Origin of the sequence: Sporosarcina sp. FSL K6-6792, from assembly GCF_038004885.1 — a bacterium.
Taxonomy (GTDB): domain Bacteria; phylum Bacillota; class Bacilli; order Bacillales_A; family Planococcaceae; genus Sporosarcina; species Sporosarcina psychrophila.
Map to the genome: position 1 here is coordinate 1,278,901 of NZ_JBBOSA010000001.1, position 12,617 is coordinate 1,291,517.

Annotated in this window: 11 protein-coding genes, 1 tRNA gene and 1 pseudogene; 1 reads left to right on the forward strand and 12 read right to left on the reverse strand. The window is 37.3% G+C overall.

Going from position 1 to position 12,617, the window contains the following annotated elements; genetic code table 11:
* Nucleotides 1–808: 808 nt before the first annotated feature.
* From MKZ26_RS06115 to MKZ26_RS06140, 6 genes are all read right to left on the reverse strand, one after another.
* Complete coding sequence (locus tag MKZ26_RS06115) at nucleotides 809–1,423, reverse strand: recombinase family protein (RefSeq protein ID WP_340765125.1); 615 nt, start codon at nucleotides 1,421–1,423, stop codon at nucleotides 809–811.
* A gap of 219 nt (nucleotides 1,424–1,642) precedes the next feature.
* Nucleotides 1,643–2,905 carry a DUF4365 domain-containing protein gene (locus MKZ26_RS06120; RefSeq protein WP_340765128.1) on the reverse strand — a complete coding sequence of 421 codons (1,263 nt, stop codon included), beginning with the start codon at nucleotides 2,903–2,905 and terminating at the stop codon, nucleotides 1,643–1,645.
* A 391-nt stretch (nucleotides 2,906–3,296) separates the two neighbouring features.
* Nucleotides 3,297–3,881 carry a recombinase family protein gene (locus MKZ26_RS06125; protein WP_340765130.1) on the reverse strand — a complete coding sequence of 195 codons (585 nt, stop codon included), beginning with the start codon at nucleotides 3,879–3,881 and terminating at the stop codon, nucleotides 3,297–3,299.
* Nucleotides 3,882–4,128: 247 nt separating this feature from the next.
* Nucleotides 4,129–4,860, reverse strand: coding sequence for a hypothetical protein (locus MKZ26_RS06130; RefSeq protein WP_340765132.1), 732 nt, complete (start codon nucleotides 4,858–4,860; stop codon nucleotides 4,129–4,131).
* A gap of 122 nt (nucleotides 4,861–4,982) precedes the next feature.
* Nucleotides 4,983–5,276, reverse strand: coding sequence for a phage antirepressor KilAC domain-containing protein (locus MKZ26_RS06135; RefSeq protein ID WP_340765134.1), 294 nt, complete (start codon nucleotides 5,274–5,276; stop codon nucleotides 4,983–4,985).
* A 384-nt stretch (nucleotides 5,277–5,660) separates the two neighbouring features.
* Nucleotides 5,661–6,848 (reverse strand): hypothetical protein, encoded by a 1,188-nt coding sequence (locus MKZ26_RS06140; RefSeq protein WP_340765138.1) that lies wholly within the window; start codon nucleotides 6,846–6,848, stop codon nucleotides 5,661–5,663.
* Nucleotides 6,849–8,017: 1,169 nt separating this feature from the next.
* Here MKZ26_RS06140 and MKZ26_RS06145 point away from each other — a divergent pair.
* A pseudogene (locus tag MKZ26_RS06145) lies at nucleotides 8,018–8,128 on the forward strand (IS1595 family transposase); the annotation flags it as partial.
* 34 nt (nucleotides 8,129–8,162) lie between these two features.
* Here MKZ26_RS06145 and MKZ26_RS06150 read toward each other — a convergent pair.
* From MKZ26_RS06150 to rph, 6 genes are all read right to left on the reverse strand, one after another.
* Nucleotides 8,163–8,801: a hypothetical protein gene (locus MKZ26_RS06150; protein ID WP_340765140.1), complete on the reverse strand. Its 639-nt coding sequence runs from the start codon at nucleotides 8,799–8,801 to the stop codon at nucleotides 8,163–8,165.
* Between the two features lie 574 nt (nucleotides 8,802–9,375).
* A complete protein-coding gene (locus tag MKZ26_RS06155; protein ID WP_340765142.1) occupies nucleotides 9,376–10,356 on the reverse strand; it encodes a tyrosine-type recombinase/integrase in 981 nt (326 codons plus the stop codon).
* Between the two features lie 167 nt (nucleotides 10,357–10,523).
* Nucleotides 10,524–10,597, reverse strand: a tRNA-Arg gene (locus tag MKZ26_RS06160).
* A gap of 77 nt (nucleotides 10,598–10,674) precedes the next feature.
* Entirely contained in the window at nucleotides 10,675–11,169 is a 495-nt protein-coding gene (locus MKZ26_RS06165) for a metallophosphoesterase (protein WP_340765145.1), read from the reverse strand.
* On the reverse strand, nucleotides 11,166–11,780 hold the full coding sequence (locus MKZ26_RS06170) for an XTP/dITP diphosphatase (RefSeq protein WP_067207875.1): 615 nt from the start codon (nucleotides 11,778–11,780) through the stop codon (nucleotides 11,166–11,168). Before MKZ26_RS06170 ends, MKZ26_RS06165 begins: the two co-directional genes overlap by 4 nt.
* Nucleotides 11,777–12,535 carry a ribonuclease PH gene (gene rph, locus MKZ26_RS06175; RefSeq protein WP_067207874.1) on the reverse strand — a complete coding sequence of 253 codons (759 nt, stop codon included), beginning with the start codon at nucleotides 12,533–12,535 and terminating at the stop codon, nucleotides 11,777–11,779. Before rph ends, MKZ26_RS06170 begins: the two co-directional genes overlap by 4 nt.
* Nucleotides 12,536–12,617: the final 82 nt, after the last annotated feature.

Genomic DNA, 12,617 nt, shown 5'->3' on the forward strand with positions numbered 1-12,617 from the left:
GACTCTTTCAGAAACAACTCGATAATTAGTATTGTTACTGCAGGAATATCTATGTAATCTATAGGCGGCTGATGAATAGCCATTTTACTCCCTCTTCATTATTCCATTCAGTATAAACATTCTACAAAAGCCCTAAAAATCCTTCTAGTTTCGACAATTCACTTATTTTTATACTGTGTGGATATACCTACTACCGCCCTTTAGCTAGTAAAGGCAGGATGTAAATGTGGTAATTACCCCGCCTATGCATACTGTATTTGAACATGCCGCCCTTGCCTAGTTGGGGTAGTTATTAAACCGACCTTTATAACATTTCTTGATAAGCTATCTCCTATTCACTAATCCTAATTCATACCATTTAATAAGCTTAGTAATTCTCTAACATCTGTTGCGGTATTTAATTAGAAGCAGCTCTAATTTATTGCAATAACGAAGATAGGTTCGATGGAACTACACTACTTGGATACCAATTACTAATACATATAATCAATGGGTTACATGAATCTTTTAATGCCATTCTAGAACTTGAATAATCTCCCTTGGGAAACATGCAGTTAACATAAAATGAATGAATACTTTTGTGAAACTTATTTCACATGGGAATATGATCAAATCAAAACATGATATTGACATCTCCGTTAATTTGAATTAGTCAAACAGAGTTATCATCAAAGCTAATTAGTCAAATCATTAATAATTGCTGTATCTTATTACATATGAAACCTTGTTTCGATTTAATTGTGACCACTAACCTAGACCCACCCACTACAACAGCCTCTACAACGTTCCAGTACCAATTGATAACGTCTTACATGTATCGCACAGACTTTACTCCTTGATACCATTCAAGAGCTTGTAAGGCTTTCTTTGATTTCTTTCCACCTAATGTAACCTCTAATTTTCGACCTTTAAATTTCCCTTCCTTCTTAGAAATCTCGATTCCCTCTCTTTGGCATTGCAAGGTTAAACCCCTCTCTAACTGTGCTAAGTCGCCAAAGACATTAAGCAGGAATTTATTCACAGGGTTTTCACTTGATGCATCTAGCCATGATTCATTCAGCGACTTTAGAGAAGCTCCTTTCTCTTTAATACTCATAGTAAGCAAGTCTTTTACTGAATGGGACAAACAAGATATCTCATGTCGAAGTACTACATCAACTTCTTGTAATTCCGATAATATCTGTTGCAGTTCGGGACGTGCTGTATTGCTATGCTTCCTGTTAATACAGTCACAGTGAGCCATTCGCTTCCTATAACGTTTGAGTAGCTTGTCATCGCCTTCTGATACGTCTACATATTCTAAAATGACGTTTGGAAAGCCAAAACTTCCGATATATATCATGACTGAATCTAGTTTAGATTCGTTATGTCTGCCGTTTATCAAGTTGTACATCTCTTGTGAGTCGCTTAATGTTATTACCAATAACGCCCTCAAATACAACCTAAAAAGCATCGGTTTATAGCACCGATGCTCTATTTCCGAATATATTTCAACATATGAAACAATTTCTACCGCTTCACATATCCCAAGACCAGTATTCAATTCCTTATTGAACTAAAGCGCCCGTTTCTTGAACTATTATCAATGGGTTCTTTTGAATAGCTTTAGACTCTTTCCTTTCTTTCAATGAAGTCCAACCTTTTATCTTATTTTTTCAACTTCATTATTTAGCGTAATCAAATGATGTATAAACTTAGATATATAATGAGAAGAAATATAAGCCTCATTAGTTTGTCCATTATTAATCTCGATAGCTAAATTATCTATGTCCGCCAACGCATAATTAAGCTCTTCATTCAAGGTTTTACACTCATAAGGTGGAATTACATCGCTTAGCAATAAGTATTTGCTTGTGTATTCGTTACTCTTTTCACTTATACACTTATAAAATTTTGCTTTATCCTCCCTAAAATCCCTTTCGAGTATTTTAAGTTCTTCAAGAGTGAAGTAAATAGTATCTAACACTTCCCTTAAGTAGTCATTTTTAGAAATCTGATTTTCTAATAAAAATTTATCTAGTGTTTTGTTATGTTCCCAGCTCACCTTCATGTTTTCCTGTATTTGTTGTAATTTATCCCGATTCTTAAGAAGCAAAAACGGATTATCTCCATTAGCCCATTCTGATCTACAAAAAGGAAGACCATGTTCATACTGAATAAGGTCATCATAGAAATAAATCCATATATAGTCTGGTGTGGAGAGGCTCATTTTACTTTTCCAAACACCTTTATCGTAATAATTATTTTTAATCTTTTCGTTTATTTTCTTTATAAGCTCTACCATGGAATCCTTTGAAGTTGCAAAAGATCGTTCTATATAAACCTTAGCACTGATTCGTTTCTTTGCATTAGACATATCTTTCTCTTCTAGGATTGTATAGTAATACCCACTCGTGTCTCTCTTCCTTAACTGTTGTATTTCATTTATCCCTTTATGTGAAATCTCCTTTATTTTTCTATAAAAACTCTCTTCTTCTAAAACCTCATTCATTAAGGGAATATGTACAGTTACTTTTGAAGTATTATCACGCCAAGTAGAGTTAAAGTTGTCTAATGTCTGAGAGATATACTGTTGACTCCATAGCCAGAAACCTCTTTTTTGTTCTACGTCATAAACAACTAAGATGGTTGGTATATCACATACATCACAAAACTTTAGAAACTTTACTGGAGCATCAAAGACCACTTTATCTTCTTTGTACTTAAGATTAGTAGTAGCTTTTAGTTGTACCTTAATAATTTTAGCAGTTGTTTCTCTCTCCTTTGAAAAAATCTCAATCTCACCATCGATATCATTGTCTTTCTCTTGTCTTCTATACTTCCAACCATAATCTTCTATAACACCTTCAAAGAATCTAACAGACTTCCCCTCATTTATGCTTTTTTCATCATTGATAGACCTCATAAAATTAACCCCTCCCCCAATTACTCTTTTCCTTGTATATATCACGGTTAGAGCAATGTTCTAAAACTAGTCAATTAATTTCACTTTGAATTTGTTCGACATAATTGCCCGTCTAAAGCACATCCCTTATACAACAACTGCGCCCGTTAGGTGAAGAAGAAAATTAACACAATCCTCAAATAGAGCCTATCATTTCAACGTAAACAGAAGTCGCCTCCTCTTTCCACGCACCAATGACCTACTATTCAGTATATACAACTCCCCTTATCATTGCAGTATAAAACTATTGCACAGTGGTCATTGTATATAGAAGATTCGAGATAGAACTGTTGGGAAACTTAATGGTGAAATCGTAAAGAATAGCTATCCATCAATAAAACACTACCTCCCCTTACATTTGATCATAAATAACTTCTTCCCGTTTAAGACTCCTCCTTGCTCTCGTCAAAGTGCTTCGGCTGATCCCTGTAACCTTTTCCACTTCAGTGAATGATTCAGTTTCAAGTAACTTCATGGCATGATCTATTTGCTTATTAGAGAACTTCTTCGGACGTCCTTCTTTGAAGTCTGGATTCAACTTCGCAATGGCTTTCCCTTCTGCCAAACGTTCAACGATCATGTCTCGTTCAAACTCTGCAAATCCAGATAATATAGTAAGCATTAATCTGCCCATTGCTGTATCCTCGACCATGCCCATGTTTAGAATATTTACCTTGATTCCTTTCCGCATTAATTCTTTGATATGGGAAATTCCGTCTTCTGCTGTCCGTGCAAACCTATCCAATTTTGTAACCGTTAGCGTGTCGCCCGATTTCATTTCTGATAATAGTTTTTGGAACTCTTTTCTATCTGCTGTTGTTCCCGTAAACTTTTCATTGTAAATAGCTGTGCAGTGACCCCTTTCTCTTAGTTCAGCAATCTGTCCTTCTAAGTCTTGAGATGTACCCGAAACCCTCGCATATCCGTAAATTGTCATGATATTTCTCCTTCACTTATGGTCATGTGTTATGACTACGGTAATAGGTTGAATCTATCACATTCGTATTCTATAGTCAATACTGCTAAGTTACGACTATGACGTAGCAGTATTGTGGAATTTGGTGTTCTATCCATTCTTTGCTCTATGTTGTTCTTCCTCCTTCTGAGACCAGATGTAACCGTATTCTACATATAAAAAAGGGATCAGGTTTTTTCACCTAATCCCTAATGTATCAATTGAACTATCATAAACCTTCTGTACCCTTACATATATACATCAAGTTACTCCTAATACTCAGGTAATTGTTAAAAGCCCTTTTATGTTCCACCTTTGCTAATTCTTCTTCTTGTTCCACTATTTCTCGCACTTTATTAATTGATTCTGAATGCTCCGACTCACTATGGTTCAGATTTACAAGTCCCAGCAAAACACTTGAACCAGTATCTAGGTAATCTAAGTGCTTTCTCGCCAAATCCCATTTCAGTTTAGCTTCAAATTCTGGACCAAGTTCAAGTTTCGGCAAATTAGCAAACCCATTATGGTTATTTTCCTTCACAAGGCTAACTCTAAAATCTCTTATATATGTAACATTCCCATCAGAATCCGAAATACTCTGACTTCTTAAATTCGCTATAATCTGCTTACCATATTCTGTATCTTCTTGAACAATTTCAAGAAACTCATTAATATTTAAATTTTCCTTATCCAAAACATGAAAACTACCTCTCTCCCTAATTCGTCCATTGAAAGAAGATATTAATTCATGCCTCATAAAATCAATCTCCACATGCCCATAAAAACTAGAACCTTTACACCCACGCAACATAGTACTGAAGACAAAGACATATTCATTTAGCAATATATTCGAAATATCATTACTCATGTACTGTGGTATAATCTCTCCTACATAAACTACATCGTAAACTTCATGACCATTGGATGACAATGGAAATCTACTTATATCGCCTTTCGCCATATTCATTGGTCCCCTAACTGATTAAGTATATTTTAGCTTTGATGGTTTTGTGATAGATATACCCAAAGGAATAAGAAATATAACAATAACTTTAATACGTCCTGTGGTCTGTATACAACACATCAATCTAATTCTTTCATTAACCTATCTAATATATATTCCTGCCCCTTTTCAGTCGCCATTACAACAACTGTTGTCTGCCCTCGACCAAACGTATCCATGCCTTCTGATTTGCCCTTTTCAAGATATCCATCTTTGATTGATTGGCGTGTCGGCTCTTTTCTATTATTAGCAGTCACCCAAATCATTTCCCATTCATGCAACTTCTTGAACAAATTTCTTACACCTATCTTGTAACCATTTTCCGTAATTACCTGCGCTAGTTCTTTGATTGTCAATAATTTTTGATTGTTCATGTGTAATTCCTCCTTTTTCTATGATCTAATACGAATAGAGAAGTAGTGAAGGGATTTAAATCAAATCCATCTAGTAGTTTTTTTACGTTGATTGCCCCATTCACTCACTCTCTTAAAGTGACCCACATGTACTTCTCATCAAGGAAAATTATACCACACCAGACTGCCTCTCAAATGCAATTCCCGAAAAACCTGTTTGAATATTCACATTATATACATTTCTACTGCATAGTAAGAAATCCCTCATCAATTAGCGTGGTTAAAGTTGTATCTGACTATATAAAAGACGGGTTTTATTAGTGTGTATAACGATGTTATTAAATTACGACCCACATCCAATATGCAAAAAAGGAGAGCCTCAATTAAGAGACCCTCCTCGAAGTATTATTCATTGCTATAGACTTTTAAGCTGTACAAGTCAAATAACTGCCCCATCCGCTCCATATACAGATTCTGCAGATGTAACTTCTTAACACCTAGGTCATATCCAGCAAAAATATCCTCAAGTTCCCGCTGTGTGTAGAAATGTCTAATCACTTCTTCATTTTCTGGAGTGGCAAACTCAATCTTCTGCTCCTTGTACTCCTTAAGCTTCTGCTTGTGGCGTCTCTCAGCCTTCTTCATGATATTAGTTTGACGCTTTAGCATATAATCTGCTTCGTTTTCTTTAATGAACAGATCTTTATCATTCACATAAGATTCTAATGCGCCGACACAATACGTTTCAAGATATCGCTGTACTGCTTTGCTTGTAGCCTTCAATATCACAGCGTATTCTCTCCAGTAAAACTCAATGCCTAGGACATTGTCAAATTCGTCTTTAACTTCTGCTAGTGCCTGTTTCCACTCACGTTTGAAGTCCTTTACCTTCTTAGCGTTACGGTGTGCAATTAAATTAAATTCAACAACATCATGCTTCTTCATTAAGTCTCGTCTAACCTTCTGAATACGTTTCATTGTTTCGGGGCAAATGTTTATTTTACCTGTGTTACCATAGCATTTCCAGTTTTCATAAAATAGGATGATACCACATTTCTTCATATGCTCTAAGGTCTTAGCTAATTGCCTATATATCTCGATGCAATACTGTGTAAACTCATCTAATAGCTTCAATTGGTCTTCATCAATAATGCTACTCTTAATAGCCAGATCAATGTGCTTCTGACGTACCTTACTGCTGTGTCTAGAACACAATAGGTCATATTCAAGCTTAGTGATGAGTCCAAATTCAACTGCCCATTTTCCTAGGCTCATACTTGCTTGCTCAGTCATATCATATTCTAAGTGAGCCGCTACAATTATGTCCATCGGAATTCTATGTTCAACTTGTTCTCTTCCACTTCTAACACGTCCATCCTTTTTCATAGCTTTAACTTCACGTCTTCCACTGCATGTGATGATACGCTTAGAGCCTCTTCCTTCAACTACGATGGATTCCCAATCTTGCTCAACTGATTTGATTATTGAATCAAATGAACGTATATTTAGATTTCCATTCTTCTTGAATGATACCTCTTGAACTTCCGTTCCGTACTGCTTAACTAACCCTGCTAATGTAAATACTTTTTCCACTATACATCTTCCTTTTCAATAGAGGTGGTGCATCAGATACACCACATTTAATTCACTCCTTACATACTTAATTTAGGTTTTCGCTAATGATTTGGATTGATTAAAACCGTGCAACTTTTGTCGTAATATAATTAAGGGGTATATATTTATATTACGTCAAAGGTTGCACGATTTTTCCTTCCTTAAAATCCTTGATATTACAAGTACTTTAAGGCTTTTAATATCTTCATTTTAAAGTTTGAGCTTGATAGAGTCGCCACCTTTAGGTGGTGAAGTGACCGTAGGGAGCGGCTCAGCAACGACCGTAGGGAGGCGATAGCAATGAGCAAAGCGAATGCTCTTTATTCTATCACACATAAACTCTACTGTTGAAGTAACACAGTAAATCGCTCTCAGCCCAACAGTATCAATGGTTTGCGCATGATTTTCGAACTTCCATGAAAAAATTGGCAGTGATTTATTTTTGATATTAAGCTTTAGTATTTGATGCCTCTAGCTAGTTCTGGATTACATAAAATGCCTTTCGTGATTTGCATTACAAATACTAATAGTTTTAGTTATTTCATTGGTTAAAAAGTATCAAATATCCGTCTCGTATCGGAATTTTTCACACCATGATTGTGTGGATTGATGTGCTAACTTTCCTTATGAGCATAATTGGACTTCGGTATTACAAATGTAAAGTTAAACTATCTAACCTCGCAATTCTCAAGAGTTAGGGAGCTAAATGCAGTTATCAGTTCCATTACAGCTTACCGCTGTGCTATTTGATCGAAAATGAACCTTAAGAGTCATCTAACTTCTCATTAAGGATTTGTTTTTTTGTTGAACAAGAAAAACGAAGCAACCCTATCCATTTAATAGTTCCCGAAACCTCGGGGGCTAATATCTCTCTCTTCTTATTATTATCATTATGATTAAGTTTATCTCTCTTCTTACAGTACAAAATAGTGTGTCCTAGAACACACTTCTTTCCAAGATTCAGAAAATAGTGTGCGCTAGGACACACTTCTTTCCCGAGCTTTGGAACAGAGTGTCTCCTAGACGACATTTCTTTCCGTCCTTTGTTCAACCATCCCTTTGATAAGTAAGCAGCACTGTAAAAAAGCTGCTTATACAGATGTCCTTGGGCTAGGACGAAAAGCCTAGATTCAAAATTATAAGCTGATAGTACGCTCTGTACTGATGCTCAGAGGGCTTACACTAACTATGCTAAAAGCAAAGGTATGGAGCTTTACCGCATCCAAAACGTACATAACTATCACAGCCGTTTGAAGGGACAACATGCCAACAACATAATATTCTTGATTGAATTTATGTTCTATCTCCACCCGACACCCATTTATCATCATCTTGACTATTCGGCTCTAAAGGTAACTCTTTTTTCTCAATGTATATATCCACCTTTTTTCCATATTTTTCCGTTTTAACTTTAACTTCCTCAAAATTATTATGAATGTGAATATCTACGTCTACGCTATTCCCTTGAGTTGTAGAAACTATCGTAATTATCGAACCTATCAACCCGATTAATGTAGTTAATTGTAATAGAGCATTATTATTAGTTATTGCGTTATAACCATTCTTAAACAGACTAGCAAGTTTCCAATATGATTCTATGAAGTCATTCAGAATTTCTGATAAATCCAAACTATACTGAGTTGAGAGAGTAGCACTATTTGAATCTCCTTGTATATCTTCAACAATGTTATCTAATACCGCTATTCCACCATCAATACTAAATGAATTTACTTTATATGCATTCATAAAAGAGGCACTAATACTATTGCGAATCGCTTTCTGTTGCTGTTGCAACTGCTTCATTGGACTCTCCAAAGCCATTTGCATCGCTTTCTGTTGCTGTTGTAGCTGCTTCATTGGACTCTCCAAAGCCATTTGCATCGCTTTCTGTTGCTGAATAATTCGATTGAATATTTCATCTGACCGTTCCATAATTCGTTCCTCCTAGCTAAATTAGAACCTTATATTACTAATTTAACCATAAATCGATTCAACATCTAAACTATTAGACTTTAAAAGTTTCCATAGATTCTACAATTATTACTTGTTTGTAAAATAAAATTCTAAATGTTATGTGATAAACAAAACAATACTATGTATTTATGATAGAACAATTGCTAAAACCATTTGTAACAAGGATTTCAAGGGTTGTTAATCAAGGCGTATTCATTAATGGGTCATGGACAAGGTCGTTAAATCCAGCCAAAAAATTAAAAGAGATAGGGGATGCCTATCTCTTTTAACTTCCATATTAGTTCGATTCTACAAGATCATTATTGGACTAGATTTAATTACAATCCAACAAACCACCCAAAATTGTGCATCTAAACCATTCTGTAGTCGTTTCTGGTCGGCGTGGTGTCTTTGAGGGGATAATCCCATCCACTTTAATGCTAGGGCGGTCTAAACAGTTTTGAATTCAATTCCAACCATGCGTTTATTCTTCATAAAAACCTAATTGGCATGAATTGCAATCACATCTACAGTAAAATGTCGTTGCTAATAATCATAGGTATTCCCTTAAGTTGGATGCTACTTCTTCCACATCTAGATCTAAGTATTGTGTTGTTACGGCTAAATCGCTATGTCCAAGTGCTTTACTAATAAGGGCTATACTTGCTCCATTATCATGTAAATTCTTTGCGTAGGCTCTTCTAATAGCGTGCGCATTGATGTTTTCTAGTTCAAACCGTTTTGCATATTTAGTTAGCTGCTTTGAGATTGCATTGTTTGTTGATTTCGTATTTAACGATGTCCCCTTTGTTGAAATGAATATATTGGTATTGCTTTCCCCGTAATATTCTCTTACTTTTATATTCTGTTTGATTAGCACCCGATAAAGTTGTATAAGTTGGTCATTGAGCGGCAATTTAAGTAGTTGGTGATTTTTCAATATCGCTCCATTTAGAACAAGCACTTTATTGTCAAAGTCAATGTGCTTTTCTTCAAGCTGCCCCAAAGTATTAATACGAATACCCGTTTTATACATGGTTAAAACAGCCGTCACATCCCTGAGACCAATAAAGGTACTTTTATCAATTAATGAGATAAGGATAGCAATATCATTTGGTTTAGCACCCTTCTTCACCTTTTTATCTACTTTAACGTTGATAGAGTGCCAAAAGTTCACTTTCAACCAACCATTGTTAATGCACTTACCTAAGAACGACTTCACAACCTTTAAACGTGTTAACTTTGTTTGATTTACTACCTGCATGGAATCTAACCACGAGTAGATAGTATCTACTGTAACTTCTTCTAAATAGGTAATCCCTGTACTCTTTGTAAAGTTATGCAGGATCGTATCGTAATCCTTCAAAGTACGAGGGCGATAGCCGCTCACCTGCATTTGGTTGATAATAGTTCCTAAAGCTTCCGAAAAGAGCTTGTAGTGAGCGGTAGTTGCCTTCACCCCTTTAATAGAAGTGGTAAGCTCTTTGGTTGTCAGTGTGACATCCACATCAAATAATCCTGTCTTTTTCGTCATAATAAAAAATCCTCCATTCAGTTGAATTGGAAGATAATTTCGTGTCTTATTATACGTAAATGTTAGGGTACAAAAAAGGGATTCTGCACCAGTGACCGAAGCCCTGACCGAATCCCCAATTTGTCTCAAAACCTATCATATCAAGGCTTGAACTGCATTTCACATTATGTCCCAGGAGGGATTCGAACCCCCGACCGACGCCTTAGAAGGGCGTTGCTCTATCCAGCTGAGCTACTGAGACGTGCGTTTCAAACTTTCATTCATTCCCTAAGGACAATACTTAGTATATATTGCATTAGGAATAAAGTCAACGCTTTTTTAAATCTTTTTTAGTTCTATAAAATCTACTGTTTCCGACGCCATATTCTTGAATGTAACACGTACCGTTTCATCCCATTCTACAACAGCATAAGTCGCATCTTTCCCGCCCCGTGGCTGCATTGTGCTGCCTGGATTCAAGAACAGTATTCCGTCTTTCATCTCAGCACCATACAAATGCGAATGGCCAAATAGAACGATATCTGCTCCAGATTCTTTTGCATAATAATAAAGCCCCATCAACGATTGTTTCACATCATGCTCATGACCATGTACAGCTAAAACTGTCTTCCCCTCTACCTTGACCGCAACAGATGCGGGAAACCTAGCATCCCTGTCACAGTTTCCACGGACTCTATGCATTGTCTGTAAAACTGAATCATCGAATGACAGCTCACTATCACCGCAATGGAAAGTCGCGTCCGCAGAAAGTGCAGAAACGGCTTTCACCGTTTCCTTATCTCCATGCGAATCACTCATAACAACAATCTTCATTCTGAATCACCTGCCACTGTCATATATTGAGGTAATTTGAATTTCAACTGAGCTAAAGCTGCTCCCCTGTGTGAAATCTCATTTTTCTCTTCAGGTGACAATTCCGCCATCATTCGATTCTTTTCAGGCACGAAGAAGACTGGATCATAGCCGAAGCCGTTCTTTCCTTGACGTTCATGGTGAATCAGACCTTCACAGCTACCCGAAAACGTTTCTGTAACCAAACCAGGACCAGCCACTGCTAGCACGCAACGGAATCGAGCGGTACGACCATCCACAGGCGTCGTTTCTAGCTCCTGTAGTACTTTGTCGATATTTGCATCATCATTCTTCTCGAGACCCGCATAACGCGCGGAGTAGACGCCTGGCGCGCCGCCAAGCGCATCGATTTCAAGTCCACTATCGTCTGCGATAACGATTTTGCCAAGCAGGCGTGCAACCGTCTCTGCTTTCAGAATCGCATTCGCCTCAAATGTGTCGCCCGTTTCTTCTACATCGATATCTCCTTCGATATCATTTAACGTAAGAACTTTTACTCCCAGTGGCTTAAACAACGCTTCAAAGTCTTTTGCCTTGCCCACATTATTCGTGGCTATCAATACTTCTTTCATGATTCACCTTGTTCTTTCGGTTTGATCAACTGCGCAACAAGTCCAAGTGCTTCTTTTTGCACTTCAACTAGTTGGTTAATTCCTACTTCTGCAAGCTCCACAAGACCGTTCATCTCAACGCGCGTAAATGTCGATTCTTCGCCTGTCCCCTGAAGTTCGACGAAAGCGCCGGCACCAGTCATAACAACATTCATATCGACAGCAGCCGACGAATCCTCGATGTAGTCCAGATCCAGAATGAGTTCACCCTCAACCGTCTTCCCTACACTCGTTGCAGCAAGGAAATCAGTTATCGGGAATTTAGCTAATCCTTTTTCGATGTGTAGTTTCGAGATTGCCATTGCTGTTGCGACGAACGCACCCGTAATCGACGCTGTACGCGTACCACCATCTGCCTGGATAACGTCACAGTCCACCCAGATAGTTCGTTCACCAAGCGTCTCCAAATCGATGACAGCGCGCAGTGCACGGCCTATCAAGCGCTGTATTTCCATCGTACGTCCGCTAACCTTACCTTTTGAAGCTTCACGTTGCGTTCTTTGTCCAGTAGCGCGTGGCAACATAGAATATTCCGCTGTTATCCAGCCTTTTCCGCTATTACGTAAAAAATGTGGAACCCGTTCTTCTATAGATGCTGTGCAAATCACCTTCGTATTTCCGACCGTAATAAGAACTGAGCCTTCGGGGTGAATTAAATAATCTGTTTCAATTGTTACCGGCCTAATCATGTCGGCCATTCTTCCATCATGTCTCATATCGTGTACCCTCCATCATTCAGATTGCGCATTCATCTTATCATATCTCATTTCATATACGCAAAAACCCGGATGTCCAAAT